This window comes from Ectopseudomonas composti (genome assembly GCF_001567565.1).
Classification (GTDB): Bacteria; Pseudomonadota; Gammaproteobacteria; order Pseudomonadales; family Pseudomonadaceae; genus Aquipseudomonas; species Aquipseudomonas composti_A.
This window is the reverse complement of sequence record NZ_LSSW01000017.1, coordinates 25,643-45,796: the sequence shown is the minus strand read 5'-3', so window position 1 is coordinate 45,796 and position 20,154 is coordinate 25,643. Positions and strand designations below refer to the sequence as shown.

At 63.7% G+C, this 20,154-nt stretch carries 14 protein-coding genes; 5 read left to right on the top strand and 9 right to left on the bottom strand.

The window, feature by feature from the left end; all coding sequences use genetic code 11:
* Window positions 1-10 precede the first annotated feature (10 nt).
* From pepN to PCLY_RS04270, 5 genes are all read left to right on the top strand, one after another.
* Window positions 11-2,668 (top strand): aminopeptidase N, encoded by a 2,658-nt coding sequence (gene pepN / locus PCLY_RS04290; RefSeq protein ID WP_061238059.1) that lies wholly within the window; start codon window positions 11-13, stop codon window positions 2,666-2,668.
* Between the two features lie 481 nt (window positions 2,669-3,149).
* Window positions 3,150-5,096, top strand: coding sequence for a DUF1302 domain-containing protein (locus tag PCLY_RS04285; RefSeq protein ID WP_061238058.1), 1,947 nt, complete (start codon window positions 3,150-3,152; stop codon window positions 5,094-5,096).
* Between the two features lie 115 nt (window positions 5,097-5,211).
* Window positions 5,212-6,582: a DUF1329 domain-containing protein gene (locus PCLY_RS04280; protein WP_061238057.1), complete on the top strand. Its 1,371-nt coding sequence runs from the start codon at window positions 5,212-5,214 to the stop codon at window positions 6,580-6,582.
* Window positions 6,583-6,774: 192 nt separating this feature from the next.
* Window positions 6,775-7,869, top strand: a complete 1,095-nt coding sequence (locus PCLY_RS04275) for a WD40/YVTN/BNR-like repeat-containing protein (protein WP_061238056.1) — start codon at window positions 6,775-6,777, stop codon at window positions 7,867-7,869.
* A gap of 18 nt (window positions 7,870-7,887) precedes the next feature.
* On the top strand, window positions 7,888-10,242 hold the full coding sequence (locus tag PCLY_RS04270; protein ID WP_061238055.1) for an efflux RND transporter permease subunit: 2,355 nt from the start codon (window positions 7,888-7,890) through the stop codon (window positions 10,240-10,242).
* Between the two features lie 346 nt (window positions 10,243-10,588).
* Here PCLY_RS04270 and PCLY_RS04265 read toward each other — a convergent pair whose 3' ends face one another.
* The 9 genes from PCLY_RS04265 to PCLY_RS04225 form a co-directional block, all read right to left on the bottom strand.
* Entirely contained in the window at window positions 10,589-12,229 is a 1,641-nt protein-coding gene (locus PCLY_RS04265) for a BatD family protein (protein WP_061238054.1), read from the bottom strand.
* Entirely contained in the window at window positions 12,226-13,986 is a 1,761-nt protein-coding gene (locus PCLY_RS04260; protein ID WP_061238053.1) for a VWA domain-containing protein, read from the bottom strand. The genes PCLY_RS04265 and PCLY_RS04260 overlap by 4 nt, the downstream gene beginning before the upstream one ends.
* Window positions 13,983-14,987, bottom strand: a complete 1,005-nt coding sequence (locus tag PCLY_RS04255; RefSeq protein ID WP_061238052.1) for a vWA domain-containing protein — start codon at window positions 14,985-14,987, stop codon at window positions 13,983-13,985. Before PCLY_RS04255 ends, PCLY_RS04260 begins: the two co-directional genes overlap by 4 nt.
* A complete protein-coding gene (locus PCLY_RS04250; RefSeq protein WP_061238051.1) occupies window positions 14,980-15,474 on the bottom strand; it encodes a DUF4381 domain-containing protein in 495 nt (164 codons plus the stop codon). Before PCLY_RS04250 ends, PCLY_RS04255 begins: the two co-directional genes overlap by 8 nt.
* The gene (locus PCLY_RS04245; RefSeq protein WP_061238050.1) at window positions 15,471-16,418 is read right to left on the bottom strand and encodes a DUF58 domain-containing protein; all 948 of its coding nucleotides are present in this window, start codon (window positions 16,416-16,418) and stop codon (window positions 15,471-15,473) included. The genes PCLY_RS04250 and PCLY_RS04245 overlap by 4 nt, the downstream gene beginning before the upstream one ends.
* A gap of 99 nt (window positions 16,419-16,517) precedes the next feature.
* Window positions 16,518-17,477, bottom strand: a complete 960-nt coding sequence (locus PCLY_RS04240) for an AAA family ATPase (protein WP_061238049.1) — start codon at window positions 17,475-17,477, stop codon at window positions 16,518-16,520.
* Between the two features lie 200 nt (window positions 17,478-17,677).
* Window positions 17,678-18,607 (bottom strand): 5-oxoprolinase subunit C family protein, encoded by a 930-nt coding sequence (locus tag PCLY_RS04235; protein ID WP_061238048.1) that lies wholly within the window; start codon window positions 18,605-18,607, stop codon window positions 17,678-17,680.
* Complete coding sequence (locus PCLY_RS04230; protein ID WP_061238047.1) at window positions 18,604-19,317, bottom strand: 5-oxoprolinase subunit B family protein; 714 nt, start codon at window positions 19,315-19,317, stop codon at window positions 18,604-18,606. Before PCLY_RS04230 ends, PCLY_RS04235 begins: the two co-directional genes overlap by 4 nt.
* The gene (locus PCLY_RS04225) at window positions 19,314-20,066 is read right to left on the bottom strand and encodes a 5-oxoprolinase subunit PxpA (protein ID WP_061238046.1); all 753 of its coding nucleotides are present in this window, start codon (window positions 20,064-20,066) and stop codon (window positions 19,314-19,316) included. Before PCLY_RS04225 ends, PCLY_RS04230 begins: the two co-directional genes overlap by 4 nt.
* Between the last annotated feature and the right edge of the window lie 88 nt (window positions 20,067-20,154).

The following is a 20,154-nucleotide window of genomic DNA, read 5'->3' as shown; positions in this document are numbered from 1 at the left end:
GCCGAGAGCCATGCGCACCGAACAATCCAAGACCATTTATCTGAAGGACTATCAGGTACCGGATTACCTGATCGACGAGACTCACCTGACCTTCGAGCTGTTCGAGGATCACAGCCTGGTGCATGCGCAACTGGTCATGCGTCGTAACCCCGAGGCCGGTGCCGGCTTGCCAGCGCTGGTGCTCGATGGCCAGCAGCTCGAGTTGCTCGAGCTCAAACTCGATGACCGCGAGTTGGGTGCGGGCGATTACAGCCTGACCGACAGCCACCTGACCCTGCAGCCGACTCAGGAGCGCTTCGTGGTCGACAGCAGCGTGCGCATCCACCCGGAGAGCAACACCGCGCTGGAAGGCCTGTACAAGTCCGGCACGATGTTCTGCACCCAGTGCGAGGCCGAGGGCTTTCGCAAGATCACCTTCTACCTCGACCGCCCGGACGTGATGAGCAAGTTCACCACCACGGTCAGCGCCGAGCAGCATGCCTACCCGGTGCTGCTGTCCAACGGCAACCCGATTGCCAGCGGCTCGGAAGAGGGCGGTCGCCACTGGGCGACCTGGGAAGACCCGTTCAAGAAGCCGGCCTATCTGTTCGCCCTGGTCGCCGGCGATCTGTGGTGCGTAGAGGACAGCTTCACCACCATGAGCAGCCGCGAAGTGGCGCTGCGTATCTACGTCGAGCCGGAGAACATCGACAAGGTGCAACACGCCATGGACAGCCTCAAGCGTTCGATGAAGTGGGACGAGGAGGTCTACGGCCGTGAGTACGATCTGGACATCTTCATGATCGTCGCGGTCAACGATTTCAACATGGGCGCCATGGAGAACAAGGGCCTCAACATCTTCAACTCCAGCTGCGTGCTGGCCAAGGCCGACACCGCCACCGATGCTGCGCACCAGCGCGTCGAGGCGGTGGTGGCGCACGAATACTTCCACAACTGGTCGGGCAACCGCGTGACCTGCCGCGACTGGTTCCAGCTGTCGCTCAAGGAAGGTTTCACCGTGTTCCGTGACAGCGAGTTCTCCGCCGACACCCACTCGCGCACGGTCAAACGCATCGAGGACGTGGCCTACCTGCGCACTCACCAGTTTGCCGAGGATGCTGGCCCCATGGCTCACCCGGTGCGCCCGGATGCGTACATGGAAATCTCCAACTTCTACACCCTGACCATCTATGAGAAGGGTGCCGAAGTGCTGCGCATGATCCACACCCTGCTCGGCCCGGAGCTGTTTCGCAAGGGCTCGGATCTGTACTTCGAGCGCCACGACGGCCAGGCCGTGACCTGCGACGATTTCGTCAAGGCCATGGAAGATGCCAGTGGCATCGACCTGACCCAATTCAAGCGCTGGTACACCCAGGCGGGCACGCCGCGTCTGCAGGTCAGCGAGGCTTACGACGCTGCCGCGCAGACCTACAGCCTGACCTTCCGCCAGAGTTGCCCGGCGACGCCGGGGCAGAGCGAGAAGCTGCCGTTCGTGATTCCGGTGGCGCTTGGCCTGCTCGATGCGCAGGGCAATGAGCTGCCATTGCGTCTATTGGGCGAAGCGGCCGCACAGGGCAACAGCCGCGTATTGTCGGTCACCGAAGCCGAGCAGACCTTCACCTTCGAGGGCATCGCCGAACAACCGCTGCCGTCGCTGCTGCGCGGCTTCAGTGCGCCGGTCAAGCTGAGCTTCCCCTACAGCCGCGATCAGCTGATGTTCCTCATGCAGCACGATTCGGATGGCTTCAACCGCTGGGAAGCCGGCCAGCAGCTGTCAGTGCAGGTGCTGCAGGAACTGATCGGCCAGCACCAGCGCGGTGAGGCCCTGGTGCTGGATCAGCGCCTGGTCGCCGCGCTGCGTACCCTGCTGGAAGACGAGTCGCTGGACCAGGCCATGGTCGCGGAGATGCTCTCGCTACCGGGCGAGGCCTACCTCACCGAGATCAGTGAAGTGGCCGATGTCGAGGCCATCCACGCGGCGCGTGAGTTCGCCCGCAAGACACTGGCCGATGCGCTGTTCGCACCGCTGCTCAAGCGTTACCAGGACAACCGCGAAGTCTCCAAGGCCACGCCTTACGTGGCCGAGGCGGCGCACTTCGCCCGTCGCAGCCTGCAGAACATCGCGCTGTCGTACCTGATGCTCAGCGAGAGGCCCGAGGTGCTGGCGGCCTGCGTCGACCAGTTCGATAACGCCGACAACATGACCGAGCGCCTGTCGGCTCTGGCCGTGCTGGTCAACTCGCCGTTCCAGGAAGAGCAGAGCAAGGCCCTGGCGATGTTCGCCGATTTCTTCAAGGACAACCCACTGGTCATGGATCAGTGGTTCAGCGTGCAGGCGGGCTGTCCGCTGCCGGGCGGCCTGGAGCGTGTGCATGCGTTGATGCAGCACGAAGCCTTCACCCTGAAGAACCCGAACAAGGTGCGTTCGCTGATCGGCGCCTTCGCCAACCAGAACCTGATCAACTTTCACCAGGCCGATGGCTCGGGCTATCGCTTTCTCGCCGATCAGGTGATCACCCTCAACGCCCTCAACCCGCAGATCGCCTCGCGCCTGCTGGCGCCGCTGACCCGCTGGCGCAAGTACGGTGCGGCGCGCCAGGCGCAGATGAAGGCTGAGCTGGAGCGCATCCTCGCGTCCGGTGAGCTGTCCAGCGACGTCTATGAGGTGGTGAGCAAAAGCCTGGCCTAAGGCGGGTTTTGCTCTACAAGAAGTGTTACCGACCTCTGGTTGGTAACACTTTTTTGTTACCCAATGAAATATGTATGCGATTCGTTATTCGTTTGCACACTTAAGTTAGGGCGCCGTGGCTTGACAGCGAATGTGTCTTCGCAGTCTGGCATCGCTACAGGGCCCGTGGTGAGTGGCATAAAGCGTCGGATCGTAGGACAAAGTGCGCCATTTTTTCGTGGAATAGCTGACGCATTGGTCAGTGGCTGATCAGTCACGAAATGAAACTCGGCGATGGCTCTCCCAAGCCTGTTTGCGCTGATACAACTGTTTGAATTGGCACCATGGTTGCAGTGCTGAACAGGATTTGACCGCGAGTGCGCGCTCGTCGGTCGTTGGAACTCGTCGCAGCAAATAAAAAAGAAGCCGTCGCCAGTGCGGCATATCGCGACCCGGTTACGGGATCGCTCAAAAGAATGATCTGTCCACGGAGTGAGTCTCGATGGAAATTAAGTCCCGCAAGCCCGTTCTACGTTTTGCCCCGGCCAAGGCCGGCTTTGCGTTCGCTGGTGTTCTGCCGTTGCTGGTTGCCGCTCATGCTCAGGCGGTGGAGTTCAGCTTCGCCGATAACGAAATCACCGGCTCCATCGATACCACCGTCTCCTACGGTCAACTGTGGCGTGTACAGGGTCAGGACAAGACCAACGACGACATCAACACCAACGATGGCAATCGCAACTTCGATACCGGCCTGGTCTCCGAGGTGTTCAAGATCACCTCGGATCTGGAGGCGTCCTACCAGAATTACGGCGTGTTTATCCGCGGTACCGCGTTCTATGACACTCAGATCATGGACAAACGCAACGATTACTACGACGCCAACTCTCCCGCTCAGCCGAGTCAGAGTGCTCCTCGCGACAATAGCTTCACTCGCGAAACCCGTCACAAGGCCGGCCGCGACGCACAGATTCTCGATGCTTACGTCTATGGCAACTGGGATGTGGGCAATATGCCGGTTTCCGGTCGCCTGGGTAAGCAGGTGTTCAACTGGGGTGAAGGCCTGTTCTACCGCAACGGCATCAATACCACCAACCCGGTCGATGCTGCCAAGTTCCGTTTGCCAGGCTCCGAAGTGAAGGAAGTACTGGTGCCGGTCGAGGCGCTCAGCTTCAACCTGGGCCTGACCGACAACCTGTCCATGGAGGCCTTTTACCAGTGGAACTGGAAAGAGACCGCTATCGATCCGGTAGGGACTTATTTCTCTGAGACCGACTTGTTTGCCGATGGTGGTAACACGGCCTATTCGACTCAGACAGCGCTTATTCCCGCAGCAGACCTCTATTCCGGTCTAAGCGCCGCCGGTGTTGGCGGACTTCAGGGTGGACGCACAGTTGACGCGAACGGGAATATCAAGGTTGCCAATGTCGGTCCGGATATCAACGCCAAGAACGATGGCCAGTTTGGTGTCGCGTTCCGTTATATCGCTGAAGAGCTCAATTCCACCGAGTTTGGTTTCTACTTCGTCAATTACCATGCCAAAGAGCCGACTATTTACGCGGATTTAGGGGCCTACGAGGGGCTGGATTTAACTGCCATTGCGCAAGGTGCTTGTGGTGCAGCTGGTTTAGGCGCTCTTTGCTTGGATCCCACTGTGCTCGCTAACTTCGCTCAGGCTGCAGGTGGCGTTGCCACCATCGACGTTGCCAACCAAGTCAACGCTCGCCGTGAGTATGCCGAAGACATTCGTATGTACGGCTTCAGCTTCAACACCACTGTTGGCAATGCCTCGGTATTCGGTGAGCTGTCTTACCGTCCCAACCTGCCGGTAGGTATTGCAGCCACCAATGACCTGCTTGGCGATCTGTTGACCCAGGCGCCTCAGTTGGCTGGCGGTAGCCGTGTAAATATCGGCGGCCAGCAAGTGCAGCTGGGTGACCAGATCCACAACTACACCCGTGTCGAAGCCTTCAATACCTCCCTGGGCACCATCTACAACTTCGGTCCGAGCTTTGGTTTCGATTCGCTGTTCGGCGTTGCCGAGCTGGCCTCCGAGCACCTGCGTGGCGACAGCCTGCAGTACAACTCGCGCAACGGCACGCGCTACTACGCCGGCCGCGGTAACGGCTCCTACATCTCCGGCTACGATCGTGACGATCAGGTCAACAAGAACGCCTACGGCTATACCCTGGTGCTCTCGGGTACCTGGAACGACGTTTATGCTGGTGTGAACCTGTCGCCGTTCGCCGTGTTCAAGCACGATTTCGAGGGTAACTCGCACCAGACCGGCAACTTCATCGAGGGTCGCAAGGCGTACACCGTTGGTATGCGCGCCAGCTACCTGAACAGCCTGGAAGCCGAGATCCAGTACACCGAGTTCTATGGCGCTGGCCAGAACAACGGTTCGCGTGATCGCGACAATATTGGCCTGAACGTCAAGTACTCCTTCTAAGGGGGGGCGTCTGCATTGGCTGCTGTATTGCTGTGCAGACACCCTGTGTACCTATAACCAGAAACACGCCGGGCGCTCTCGGGCGCCCGGCCAGACTCTTCACGGAGAATTACCCATGCTGAACAAGCACAGGCTGATGGCCGTAGCCGTTGCACTGGCGTTTTCTGCCGGCTCCGCTCTGGCTGCCGTTTCCTCGCAGGAAGCGGCCAAGCTCGGCGACACGCTGACCCCCTTCGGCGCCGAGAAGGCTGGCAACGCTGCCGGCACCATTCCGGCCTGGACCGGTGGCATCACCCAGGCCCCGGCTGGCTACACCCGTTCCGGCCAGCACCACATCGATCCGTTCCCGGATGACAAGCCGCTGTTCACCATTACCGCGGCCAACCTGAGCCAGTACGAGGCCAACCTGACCCCCGGTCAGATCGCCATGTTCAAGGCCTACCCGGAAACCTACCAGATGCCGGTCTACCAGACCCGCCGCTCCGGCTCTGCGCCGCAGTGGGTCTATGACAACACTATCAAGAACGCCACCACTGCCAAGTTGGTCGATGGCGGCAACGGCTTCTCCGATGCCTACGGCGGTATCCCGTTCCCGATTCCGCAAAACGGCGTGGAAGCGCTGTGGAACCACATCGCCCGCTACCGCGGCACCTACATCGTGCGGCGTGCCTCGGAAGTGGCGGTACAGCGCAACGGTGCCTACTCGCTGGTCACCTCCCAGCAGGAAGCGCTGTTCAAGTACTACCTGCAGAATGGCTCCTTCGCCGACCTGAACAACATCATGTTCTATTACCTGTCCTTCACCACCAGCCCGGCGCGTCTGGCCGGTGGTGCGGTGCTGGTTCACGAGACCCTCGATCAGGTGAAGGAACCGCGTCAGGCCTGGGGCTACAACGCCGGTCAGCGTCGTGTGCGCCGTGCGCCGAACCTGGCTTACGACACGCCGATCGCTGCGGCCGACGGCCTGCGTACTGCCGACGACACCGACATGTTCAACGGTGCCCCGGATCGCTATGACTGGAAACTGGTCGGCAAGAAGGAAATCTACATCCCGTATAACAACTACAAGGTCACCAGCCCTGACGTTAAGTACAAGGATCTGCTGCAGGTCGGTCACCTGAATCCGGCGCTGACCCGTAACGAGCTGCACCGCGTATGGGTTGTGGAAGGCACGCTGAAGTCCGGCGCCCGTCATATCTACTCCAAGCGCACTCTGTTCCTCGACGAGGACAGCTGGCAGGCTGCAGTGGTCGATCAGTACGACGGTCGTGGTGAGCTGTGGCGCGTTTCCATCGCCTACCTGAAGAACTACTACGATCTGCCGACCACCTGGTCTGCGCTCGATGTGTTCCATGACCTGCAGGCGCGTCGCTACCACGTGCAGAACCTGGATAACGAAGAGAACAACACCATCGATTTCACCCAGGCGGTTCCGGACGACGGCTATTTCAAGCCAGCTGCCCTGCGTCGCCGCGGCACTCGATAATAGTTGTGTAGTCTCCAGCGAAGGCCGCTACAGTAGTAGCGGCCTTTTCGCATCAGCGTGGCGAATAGGCTTCTATAACGCGGCTTTTGCTTTAACAAAACATAACGTCGCGCCAATTGTCAGGGCTTTCCTAAGCTCGCTAGGATGGGCGTGATCAGTAGTACCGCCTATAACAAGAAAGGGGGAAGGTATATGAGTGAGCCCGTCATGCGGCGCACCCAGTCCGGTCTGGCGCCCAATCTGGCGCGCAAATCGGCGCTCCGTGTCCATTCGCCGCTGGCTAAAGCGCTCTCGCTGTGCAGTGTGCTTTCCATCCTGGCCTTCGCTGCCGCACCCTTGCAGGCCGAGACCACGGCTAAAGCCGAGGCCGGCTATGCCATCGAGTCGCCCAAGGCCGTACACAGCCTGCTGCTCGATGTCGTCAACACCGGCGAGCGCCTGGTTGCCGTTGGCGACCGCGGCCACATTCTCTATTCCAACGATCAGGGACAAAGCTGGCAGCAGGCCAAGGTGCCAACCCGGCAGATGCTGACGTCCCTGTTCTTCGTCGATGCCCAGCATGGTTGGGTGGTCGGTCACGATGCGCAGATTCTCGCAACGAGCGATGGTGGCCTGACCTGGACCAAACAGTTCGAGGACCTCGAGCGCGAAGCGCCGCTGCTGGACATCTGGTTCAAGGACCTGCAAACCGGTTACGCCGTTGGGGCGTATGGGGCGTTGCTGGAAACCACCGATGGCGGCCAGAACTGGGAAGACGTCAGCGATCGTCTCGACAACGAAGACGCCTATCACCTCAATGCCATTGCCGCGGTGAAGGACTCCGGTCTGTTCATCGTCGGCGAGCTGGGGCAGATGTTCCGCTCCGCCGACTGGGGACAGACCTGGGAGCGCATCGAGGACGTACCTTACGAGGGTTCGCTGTTCGGCGTGGTCGGTACCGACCAGCCGGCGACCTTGCTGGTCTACGGTCTGCGCGGCCACCTGTTTCGTTCCACCGACTTCGGGCAAAGCTGGCAGCAGGTCATGCTCAACACGCCGAACAATGGCCCGCTGGAGTTCGGTCTGGCCGATGGCACGCTGCTAAAGGATGGCAGCGTCGTGGTGGTGGGGCATGGCGGCACCGTGCTGCGCAGCAAGGATCATGGTCAGACCTTCAGCCTGATCAATCGCCCCGACCGTCTTTCCCTGGCCGGGGTAACTGCACTGGATAACGGCAACCTGATTCTGGTGGGTCAGGGCGGCGTTCACCTCGCCGCCTCGAATGGCGCCGATCTGGGCCAACAATAACAAGCCGGGAGCCTTTGCATGAGTAAGCATCAACAACAGCCAGCTTCCTTCCTTGAGCGGCTGATTTTCAACAATCGCCCGGCGGTTATTCTGATCTGCCTGCTGATCAGCATCTTCCTGTTCTATCAGGCTGCGCAGGTGCGCCCGCAGACCAGCTTCGAGAAGATGATTCCGCTGGGCCACCCCTACATCCAGAAGATGCTCGAACACCGTAACGACCTGGCCAACCTGGGCAACACGGTACGTATCTCGGTAGAAGCCACCAATGGCGACATCTTCAGCAAGGAGTACATGGAGACGCTGCGGCAGATCCATGACGAGGCCTTCTACATTCCCGGTGTCGACCGCTCCGGCCTGAAGTCGCTGTGGAGTCCCAGCGTACGCTGGACCGAAGTGACCGAAGAGGGCTTCGCCGGTGGTGAGGTGATCCCGCAGACCTACGACGGCTCTGCCGACAGCCTCGAGGACTTGCGCAGCAACATCCTCAAGTCCGGGCAGATCGGTCGCCTGGTGGCGAACAACTTCAAGTCCAGCATCGTCGACATCCCGCTGCTGGAGTCCTACCCGGACCCGAACGATCAGAGCAAGCTGATCAAGCTCGACTACCAGAAGTTCTCCCACGAGCTGGAAGAGAAGATCCGCGACAAGTACCAGGCGCAAAACCCCGATGTGAAAGTGCACATCATCGGTTTCGCCAAGAAGGTCGGTGATCTGATCGACGGCCTGATCGGTGTGGCGCTGTTCTTCGCCGTGGCCATCGGTATCACCTTCGTCCTGCTGCTGTGGTTCACCCACTGCTTCAAGAGCACGCTGGCGGTGGTCACCACCACGCTGATCGCGGTGATCTGGCAGCTGGGGCTGCTGCACACCCTGGGCTTCGGTCTTGACCCTTACTCGATGCTGGTGCCGTTCCTGGTATTCGCCATCGGTATTTCCCACGGGGTGCAGAAGATCAACGGCATCGCCATGGCGTCGGGCGAGGCGACCGACGCCCTGTCCGCCGCGCGCATGGCGTTCCGTCAGCTGTTCATTCCTGGCCTGGTGGCGCTGCTGTCCGACGCCGTCGGTTTCGTCACCCTGCTGCTGATCGACATCGGCGTGATTCGCGAACTGGCCATCGGCGCATCGATGGGCGTGGCGGTGATCATTCTGACCAACCTGATCCTGCTGCCGGTGATGATCTCCTACATCGGCATCAGTCAGAAGGCGGTGAAGATCAGTCGTGAAGAGGCGGCCAAGGACCATCCGTTCTGGCGTGCCATTTCCAACTTTGCCCATCCGATGGTGGCGCCCATCTCCGTCGTGGTTGCCGTGGTGGCGCTGGCTGGCGGTGTCTGGTACGGCCAGAACCTGAAGATCGGCGACCTCGACCAGGGCGCGCCGGAGCTGCATCCGGACTCGCGCTACAACCTGGATAACGACTTCGTCATCCGCAACTACTCGACCAGTTCCGACGTGCTGGTGGTGATGATCAAGACGCCCACCGAAGGCTGTTCCACCTACGAAGCGCTGTCGGCGATGGACGAGCTGATGTGGAAGATGGAGAACACCGAAGGCGTGCAGTCGGCCATCTCCATGGTCACCGTGTCCAAGCAGGTGATCAAGGGCATGAACGAGGGCAACCTGAAATGGGAAACCCTGTCGCGCAACCAGGACGTGCTGAACAACTCCATCGCCCGAGCTGAAGGGCTGTACAACGCAGACTGTTCGGTGGCACCGGTGCTGGTGTTCCTCGAGGATCACAAGGCCGAGACCCTGTCGCGCGCCGTGGCCGCCGCCGAAGAGTTCGCCGCTCAGCACAGCACCGATGATCTGCAGGTGGTACTGGCAGCGGGCAACGCCGGTATCGAGGCCGCCACCAACGAGGTGATCGCGGCGTCCGAGACCACCATGCTGATCGCGGTCTATGCGGCGGTGAGCATCATGTGCCTGCTGACGTTCCGCTCGCTGGCTGCGACGCTGTGCGTGATCCTGCCGCTGGTGCTGACCTCGGTACTGGGCAACGCGCTGATGGCGTTCATGGGCATCGGCGTCAAGGTTGCAACGCTGCCGGTGATCGCGCTGGGTGTGGGGATCGGTGTCGACTACGGCATCTACATCTACAGCCGCCTGGAGACTTACCTGCGTCAGGGATTGTCCCTGCAGGACGCGTACTACGAGACGCTCAAGTCCACCGGCAAGGCCGTGCTGTTCACCGGTATCTGCTTGGCCATCGGCGTGGCGACCTGGATCTTCTCGGCCATCAAGTTCCAGGCCGACATGGGGCTGATGCTGACCTTCATGTTCCTCTGGAACATGATCGGCGCGATCTGGTTGCTGCCGGCACTGGCGCGTTTCCTGATCAACCCGGAGAAGTTGCGCGCCAAGGCTTGAAGCCTGGCTCGCAAGACCAGAACCGCGGCCCTCGGGCCGCGGTTTTTGTTTTTTGCGATGCAGTTGAGCGCTGGCCCCGGATTGCATCCGGGCCACGAGCCGTCGTGCGGCGATGGGGGGGGAGGCGCTTTAGCGGCGAGCTTTGATCGCGGCTAAAGCCGCTCCCGCAGGTGCCATGCGCCATGCCGGGGCACCCGCGCGCTGTTGTGGGGGGAGTGGCCGGGCCTCAGCCGCGATACTGTTCAGAGCGCATGGTGGATGCGGCTTGGCCGCTTTTCCCAACCGCAATGCGTGGCGCGGATGCCTTGGCCCGTAGCCCGGATGCAATCCGGGGCGCGTGGATACCTTAGCGCGGATACAGCGGCGGTAGTGCGCTGCTGTCCTGCTGCGCCGCACTGGGTTCCTGTGCGGCGGGCAGGTTGCGAATCGCTTTCCACAGTTCCTCGCCTTGCCACTGCTGGCCCGTCTCGCTGTACAGCGCGCCGTTGAGACCATCGAGTGCGTCCGACAGCGGCACATAGCGCGCCGCCATGTCGGCGAGGGTTTCCGGTTGTTGGCGGGCCCAGGCGTCCAGGGCATGGCGGGTGGCCTGGGCATCGCCAGCCTGGCAGGCGCGCTTGAGATCATCGAGCAGCGTGCGCGGGCTGGGCCCGGCCTGTGCCGCGCGCTGGATTGCCGGTTGCCGGCGGGCATGCCACCACAGGCCGAAGCCGAGCAGGGTGGTCAGGCTCAGCAGGGCACAGGCCAGTTGCCAGGGCCAGAGTTCTGGCCCCTCGATCACCTGGGGCGTGACCATCGGTGTAGTGGGTTGTTCGTCGTTCTGCAGTAGCGGGTTTTCGGCGACCTGCAGGGTGCGGGCGGACAGGGTGGTGCGTTCCAGCGTGTCGGTCTGGGTGTTCCACCACAATATTTCCAGCGGCGGCAGTTCGAAGCTGCCGCTGCGATTGGGCACCAGTGCCTCGCGTTCTTCTCGGGTGCCGATGATGCCGTTCTCGCTCTTCTGGTCGCTCATCTGCGGCTGGTCCGGGTAGCGACGCAGGCCATCGACGCGGGTCGCCGGCAAGGGCGGCAGCTGTGCGCTGGACAGGCCATCGACCTTGAGAATCAGGCGGCGGGTCAGGGAATCGCCGACCTGGCTCTGCTCCGGTTGCGGGTTCCAGGTTTCCGCCAGGCCCAGCGCGCGTGCTGGCAGCCAGGGCGCGTCAGGCGGGTAGTCAGCCGGTTTGGGTTTGACCTGCAGCGGGATGTCGGGCGACTTGACCCGCGAAACCTTGCCGGCACGAGGGCCGAATGGCAGAAACTCATTGTTGCGCGAGCGGTCGACCAGGGTCGCGCTGAAGGTTTGCCCGGGAATGACCAGCTCACCGCTGCGCTGCGGATAGATGGCGTACTGCAATTCGATCACGCCGTGCAGCACACCGCCGATGCTCTTTTCGTAGGTGCGCGGTTCGCCCAGTTGTTCGACGCGTGCATCGGGCAGTCGCAGCGGCGTCAAGCTGCTGTCGTCATACATGGACACCGAGTGGTAGATGCGCAGGGTCAACACGGCCTGGGCTTGCACGTAGACGCTGGGTTGATCGAGGCTGGCGTCGATGAACACCGGCGCCAGCTTGTCGCCGTCGCCGGCACTGACGGCTTCTTCGACGCTGAGCGTGATCGGCAGGGTCTGGGCATCCTCCAGGTGGATAGCCGGGATCGTCACCTCGCCGCTGCTGCGCGGTTGCAGGGTCAGGATCCAGCGGGTGCTGGCGCGTGGCGTATCGCCGATGCTGCTCAGGCGATTGACCTGGCGGCTGCCGAGCACTTCGAAGTCCTTATCCAGCGGGCTCAGGTCAGGTCGGCCGAAGCGGGTTGGGTCGGTCGATTCCAGCGTCAGCACCACGGTTTCGCCTTCGCTTAAGCGAGTGCGGTCGACGCTGGCGAAAAAGGCGTCGGCGTAGGCCTGCCCCGCGAGCAGTAGGAGAAGCAGGAAGACCAGACGGTTCATCGGTTCGAGTCCTGACGCTGTTGCTGTTCATACCAGAATTTGCGCCGCAGCAGTTCGGCCGGGTCGTCCGGGATCTGCCGCAACCATTGTTCCAGCGCTTGCCGGCGTTCTGCCGCAGTGCCTAGGTCGGCCTCCGTACGCGCTTGCTCGACGGGCTCGAGGTCGTCCAGGCTTTTATTGCCGGGGGCGGGCTGCACGTCGTCCTCACCGGCGCCGTTGGCGCTGCCCTGGACCTCGTTGCTCTCACTGTGTTCGCCAGCGCTGCCTGGCTTGGCCGGTTGCCCGGTGTCCTTCTCGGCGGGCTGCCCGGCTGACGATTCGTTCTCCTGCGGCGGCTCCTTGGCGGGCTCCTGCTGCTCGTCCGAATCGCCATCGGTGGACTGCTGCTGGTTTTCGCGCTGGCGCAACGCTTCTTCCACCAGCGCCTTGTTGTGTTGTGCGGCAGTCAGTTCAGGCTGGCGCTCCAGGGCCTGCTCGTAGGCGTCGAGCGCGGCCTCCAGTTCGCCGCCCTTGGCCAGGGCGTTGCCTCGGTTGTAGTGGTCAACTGCGCTGTCGCCCTTGGCGAAGCGTTCAGCGGCGGCGGCATAGTCCTCGGCCTCATACAGCGCCTTGCCTTGCCACTGCGGATCGACGAAGCGCTGTGCGGCCTCGTCCGGGCGCTGGGCTTCGAGCAGGCGTTGACCCTGCTGATCGGGGCGCAGCCAGAGGTCCTCGAATTCGAAGGCCTGGCTGCTTTGTGGCGGCAGCATCAGCAGCAGCGGCAGGCAGAACAGCCAACCACGGCGGCCGGCACAGGCCGCCAGCAACAGCAGGGGCAGCAACAGCCAGTAGCCCTGGTCGATGTGGCTATCGAGCAATGTCGGCTCACCCGCAGCGCGCATGGCTTGTGGGCCATCGAGCAGGCCCAGACGACGCAGGTCTTCGTCGTCCAGGCGGATCGGCGCGTAGCGGCCGCCATGGGCTTCGGTGGTCTCCCGCAGGCCACGCGCATCGAGGCGAGGAATCTGAATGGCGCCGCGCTGGTCCTTGAGGAAGCTGCCGTCCTCCTGCACCACCGGAGCGCCTTCGCGGCTGCCTACACCGAGAATCAGCAGCGGCACCTTGCGCTTTTCCAGTGCCTGCTGGATACCGCTGCGTTCCTCTGCATCGAGGGCGCTGGTGATCAGCAACAGGCGACCCTGGCCCAGTTGCGCCTGGTCGAGCAGTTGCAACGCGCGGGCCACTGCCAGGTCGGCGCGACGGCCCGGTTCCGGCATCAACGATGGTTTCAGCGCCTCCAGCAGGTTGCGACTGGTGGCCAGGTCGTCGGAAAGCGGCACCAGGCTGTGGGCGCTGCCGGCATAGACGATGATGGCCGTCTGGGCGTCGCGACGTGCCTCGAGCAGATCGAGCAGCTTGCGCCGCGCCTGCTCCAGTCGATTGGGGCGGCCGTCGGTGGCAAGCATTTGCGGCGTCAGTTCGAGCAGGATCAACAGCGGATCGGCCGGTTTCTGCGGGCTCTGTTCCACGCGCTGCCAGCTCGGGCCGAGCAGCGCCAGCACGGCCAGCAACCAGGCCAGGCCAAGCGCCAGCCAGGGCAGCTTGCTGGAGCGGCCACTGCCGCCTGTAAGCAGCGCCTGATGAAAGGCGGCCGGCAGCAGCAGTTGCCAGCGTCCGCTCTGGCGCTCGCGATGCCACAGGCGCCAGAGCAACCAGGCCAGCACGGGCACCGCCAGCAACCACAATGGGCGCAGCCATTCCGGCCAGAGCATGCTCATGCGCGCCTCCGCAGCCGCTGCGGCAGATCAGGCCAAAGCACCTGGCCGACCAGGAGCAGCGAGCCCAGCAGCACCAGTGCCAGTGGCCAGGCATAGAGGGCCAGGGCAGGGCGGGCCAGGGTGGGCTGCTGGGCAACCGGCTCTAGCCGATCGAGGGTCAGTTCGATCTGTTGCAGCTCGGCCTGGTCGCGTGCGCGGAAGTACTCGCCGCCGGTGACATCGCTGATGGCACGCAGACTGGTTTCGTCCAGGTCCAGGGCGCTGAAACCGAAGTTGCCGAACGCACCGCTTTGCTGCGGGTCGGCGCCGATGCCGATGGTGTAGATGCGTATCCCTTCGTCGGCGGCCAACTGCGCAGCTACCATCGGATCGATCTCGCCCCCGTTGTTCGCGCCATCGGTGATCAGCACCAGCACGCGACTCTGCGCCGGGCGCTGACGCAGGCGTTTCACGGCCAGGCCGATGGCGTCGCCGATGGCCGTGTTCTTGCCCGCGATGCCGATCAGGGCCTCGTCCAGCCAGGTGCGCACGGTGACGCGATCGAACGTCAGCGGGGCCTGCAGATAAGCCTGGCTGCCGAACAGGATCAGGCCGACTCGGTCGCCACGGCGCCCCTCGATGAAGTCACCGAGCAGGCGTTTGACCAGTTCGAGGCGGCTGATCGGCTCGTCGTCCCACTGCATGTCGGCGTAATCCATCGACCCCGAAACATCCACAGCGAGCAGCAGATCGCGGCCGCTGGCTGGCAGCGGCAGTGGTTCGCCGACCCACTGAGGCCGCGCCGCAGCGCACAGCAGCAGGCACCAGAGCAACACCAGAGGCGCCTGCTGACGCCAGCTGGGCAGGGCGGCACGAGCGCGCCGGCCGCTCAGGGCTTGCAGCTCGTCGAGAAAACCGACGCGTAACGCTGCGTCGCCGCTGTCAGCGGGCGGCAACAGCAGGCGCAACAGCCAGGGCAGTGGCGCGAGCAGAAAGACCCAGGGCCAGGCGAACTCAAACATGCTTGCGAATCCAGGTGGCGACGGCCTGATCGAGCTCGGTGATGGCCTTGTCGCTCAGGGTGCACTGCGGCCTGTAGCTGCCGTCGACCAGGATCATCCAGCGGGTCAGTCCGGCTGCGGGACAACGATTGTCGAGAAACGCCAGCCAGGCGCGGCTGCTCAGGGTGTGGCTGGCGCTCTCAGGATAGCGTTCGCGGCACAGGCGCTTGAGCAGGGCGTTGAGTTGTTGCAGCCAGGGGCCGGCTGGTGCGCCGTCGTAGGGCTTGCTCAGGCGTGACAGCTCGTCGAGTGCGGCCTGGCGCAGTGGGTCGAGCGCTTGTTCCGTCTGTGAACGGGGCTGGCGCCGCCGCCAGCTGCGCAGCAGACGCCAGAGTCCCCAGCCAAGCAGCGGCAGCAGCACGGCGAGCAGCCACCAGCCCGGTGCTGGCGGCCACCAGGGCACGGGCGCTGGGTCGATCAGCGGCTGCAACTGGTCGATGGGGTTCATAGCGACTTTCTCGAATGCAGGGTGCTGAGCTGCTCCTGCAATTGCTCGACCAGCTCGAACTGAGTGCTCAGCGGTAGCAGCGGTACCCCCAGTTTCTGCGCCAGGCGCTGCCAGCGCGCTTCACGGGCCTGCGCCTGGGCGCGATAGGCCTGGCGCAGGTCGCCATTGTGGCTGTCGAGTTCCAGCTGCGCAGCGTTCTGGGTGAAACGCAGCAGGCCGGCAGCCGGCAACGCGTGATCGAGTGGGTCGGACAGCGGTAGCAGCAGCAGATCGGTGTGGCGCGCCAGCAGCGTCAGTTGCTGCTCGGCGTTGTCGCTGAGGGCGCGCTCATCGCACAGCACGATGACCAGGCTGCCCGGGCGCAACACCTCGCGAGCGCGGCGCAGGGCCAGGCCGAAATTGTCGCGCCCGGTGTTGGCCTGGCTCTGCGGACCAAGCGCCTGGTTGGCGCGGGCCAGCAGGTTGAGCAGTTGCAGCAGGCTCTGCTTGCTGCGCCGTGGCTTGACTTCGTGATGCTCGTTGTCGGCGAACACCAGACCGCCGATGCGGTCGTTATGGCCCAGCGCAGCCCAGCCGATCAGCGCGGCGGCGCGCGCTGCGAGCACGGATTTGAAGCACTGGCCGGAGCCGAAGAACAGGCGCTGGCTCTGTTCACTGATGATGAAGATGGGGCGCTCGCGCTCTTCGTGGAACAGCTTGGTGTGTGGCTCCTGGGTACGTGCGGTGACGCGCCAGTCGATGGTGCGTACGTCGTCGCCCGGTTGGTAGATACGCACCTGGTCGAAGTCCACGCCACGACCGCGCAGCTTGGAGTGATGCAGGCCAGTCAGCGGGCTGCGCCGGGCCGGGGTGGAAAACAGCGGCACTTCATGCACCTTGTGGCGCATGTCGATGAGCTCGCCGAGGGCGATATGGATGCCGGGTTGGCTGGCTGGGGTTTGCATGGGCTCAGCCCGTAGCCCGGATGCAATCCGGGGAGGCTGCGTGATCTGCCCCGGATTGCATCCGGGCTACGTGGGACAGGCGCATGGGGCGCGGCTGCATCAGGCCACCGCCACCACGTCGAGGATGCGCTGGATCACACGGTCCTGGTCGACGCCCGAAGCCTCGGCCTCGAAGGACAGGATGATGCGGTGGCGCAGCACGTCGAACAGCACCGCCTGGATGTCCTCGGGGCTGACGAAGTCGCGGCCGGCCAACCAGGCATGGGCGCGCGCGCAGCGGTCGAGGGCGATGGAGCCGCGTGGGCTGGCGCCATAGGCAATCCAGTCGGCCAGCTCGGTGTCGAACTTGGCTGGTGTACGGCTGGCCATCACCAGCTGCACCAGGTATTCCTCCACGGCATCGGCCATGTACAGGCCGAGAATCTCCTTGCGCGCCGCGAACACAGCCTGCTGGCTGACCCGGTGCTCGGGCTTGGCTTCACCGTTGAGCGCATCGCCTCGGGCCTGGGCGAGGATCTTGCGTTCCACTGCCGCGTCGGGAAAACCGATCTTCACGTGCATCAGGAAACGGTCGAGCTGCGCTTCGGGCAGCGGGTAGGTGCCTTCCTGCTCGATGGGGTTCTGCGTGGCCATGACCAAAAACAGCGGCGACAGGTCGTAGGTCGAGCGGCCGACCGAAACCTGGCGCTCGGCCATGGCTTCGAGCAGCGCCGACTGCACCTTGGCCGGCGCACGGTTGATCTCGTCGGCCAGCACCAGGTTGTGGAAGATCGGCCCCTGCTGGAACACGAAGCTGCCGGTTTCCGGGCGGTAGATCTCGGTGCCGGTGATGTCCGCGGGCAGCAGGTCAGGAGTGAACTGGATGCGATGGAACTCGCCTTCGATGCCTTCGGCCAGCTCCTTGATCGCCTTGGTCTTGGCCAGGCCCGGTGCACCTTCGACCAGCAGATGGCCGTCGGCGAGCAGCGCGATCAGCAAACGCTCGATGAGCTTTTCCTGACCGAGAATCTGGGTGGAGAGAAATTGGCGTAATGCAACCAGCGCTTCTCGGTGTTCCATCGTCGGGCTCTTCTGGCAGATGGGCGCGGCTTTTTATGGCTGCGCGTGCAGACCGCCGACTTTAATGCATTTGCCGCTTCAGCCGCTATCGGCGGCGTTGGTGATGAACCGTCTGGCAATAGAAAATGAGCAGGGCGTCGCTTGTGCTTCGATGGGCCCGCCCTTGGTACAGGCGGGCCATCGAGGCGCCCGGCGCTGCGCTACTGCCACTGCGCCAGGAGTCGGCGCTGGGCGTGCAGGGCGCTGTCCTGGGTGGTGGGTGCAAGGCGCACGGTCTGCCCTGGTAGGCATTGCGCCAACAGCGCCACGGCGTGTGGCGTCAACGCCCCCAGGCGCGGGTAGCCACCGATGGTCTGGCGGTCGTTGAGCAAGATGATCGGCTGGCCGTCCGGCGGTACTTGTACGGCGCCCAGCGGTATGCCCTCGGAAATCATCGAGCCGCGCTGACAGTGCAATGGCGGGCCATCGAGACGAATGCCCATGCGGTCGGCGCGCTGGTCGATCAGCCATGGGCTGTTGAACGCGTCGAACAGGCTCTGGCCGCGAAAGTCACCAATCTGCGCGCCCAGCACCAGCTGCAGGCGCGGTGCATGCTGATACTCGGGAACCAGCTCGGCAGGCATTTGCCGCGTTGCACTGGCGCTCGCGCCCCAGCCCAGCGAGTCACCGGTCGCGATGGCGCGGCCGTCGCCGTGCAGGCCGCCGAGACCTTCGCGCAGCATGCTGGCGCAGCTGCCGAGCACCAGGGGCGCCTGGAATCCTCCCGGCGCTGCCAGGTAGGCACGGGCGCCTTGGCGTGGTTGGGCAAAGCTCAGGCGCTGGCCTTTGCGCACCTCGAAGCTGCGCCAGGGCGCCAGCGGCTGGTCATCCAGTCGTGCGCCAAGGTCGGCACCGGTCAGCGCCAGAGTCGCGTCGCGACTGCATTCGAATTCGGCGTTGCCCAGGGGGATCTCCAGCACGGCGGCCGTCAGAGGGTTGCCCAACAGCCAGTTGGCCCAGCGATGAGCGATCCAGTCCAGGGCGCCGCACTGGGTCACGCCAAGATGGCGCACGCCGAAGCGACCGCCGTCCTGCAGCTGGATGAAAGGACTGCTGCGCAAGACCCGCAGGCCGGCGTCGATAGCGCTCATTGGCTGGCCTCCAGCGGACTGTCGTCGCCGCCCAGGCGGATGAATTCGGCGTGGTCGATGGGCACGAAACGTACGCGGTCGCCAGGCTGCAGCAGGCTGTAACCCTCGATGTCGCTGCCGAACAGGCGGCTTGGCGTGCGCCCGATCAGGTTCCAGCCGCCGGGTGATACCACCGGGTAGGCGGCCGTCTGCCGCTCGGCGATGCCGACGCTGCCGGGCGCGATGCGCTTGCGCGGCGTGCTCAGGCGCGGTGTGGCGAGGATTTCCTCGACCAGACCCATGAAGGCAAAACCGGGGGCGAAGCCCAGGGCGAATACCTGGTAGGCGTGGCCGCTGTGGCGGGCGATCACTTGCGCTTCGCTGAGGCCGCTGCGGCGCGCCAGCAGTTGCAGTTCAGGGCCGACGCTGCGGTCGTACCAGGTCGGCAACTGGTGCTCGCGGCCGCCTTGCAGGTCGGCGGGTTGCAAGCCGTCGAGCGCCTCGGCCACTTTCGCTCGCGCCTGCTCGCTGCCCAGCTGGCACAGGTCGTAGTGCAGCAGCAGCGTGGTGTAGGAGGGCACCAGATCGATCAGTGCCTCGCCGAATGCGTCCTGCAGGCGCGTGCGGGCTGCCAGCATCCACGGCATGTTGGCTTCATCGATCACGTCGAACAGGCGCAGGATCAGGCTGTCGATGCCGGCGACTTCCAGCCGCAGGTTGGGCGCCTTCATGCTTGAGTCAGGCTGTCGAAGGCCTGACGGATACGTTGCACGGCGGCCACCGAACTGGCGTTATCGCCATGCACGCACAGGGTCTGTGCGGCCAGCGTCAGAGCACTGCCGTCGTTGGCTTGAAGGGCTTCGCCACGCGCCAGGGCCAGCGCCTGGCCGACGATCACCTCGCTGTCGTGATGCACGGCGCCCGGCAGGCTGCGGCCGAGCAGAAAACCGTCGGCGTCGTAGGCGCGGTCGGCGAAAGCCTCGAACCACAGGGTCAGGCCGAATTCGTCGCCCAGTGCCTGGGCGGCAGCGTTGTCGCGGGTGCACATCAGCATCAGCGGCAGCTGGCGATCGTACTTGGCCACGGCGCTCATCACCGCGCGCAGGGTGGCGGGCTTGCGCATCATGTCCTGGTACAGCGCGCCGTGCGGTTTGACGTAACTGACGTGCGCGCCCTGGCTACGGCAGATGCCTTCCAGCGCGCCGATCTGGTAGAGCATCAGGTCTTCGACTTCCTGGGGTGTGCAGTCCATCGAACGGCGGCCAAAACCGACCAGGTCCTGATAGGCGGTGTGCGCACCGATGCGTACGTCGTGGGCCATGGCCAGGGCCACGGTCTTGCGCATCACGCTGGGGTCCGAGGCGTGGAAGCCGCAGGCGATGTTGGCGCAGTCGATATAAGGCATGACCTCGGCGTCCAGGCCCATGGTCCAGGCGCCGAAGCTTTCGCCGATGTCGCAATTCAAAAGCAGGCTGTTCAAGTGAGCATCCTAATCATGACGTGCATGGATGTGGTCCGACAGCTAGGGGCTGTTCTGCGGTGTGGCTTCATTTTTCCGCTGCCGCCTG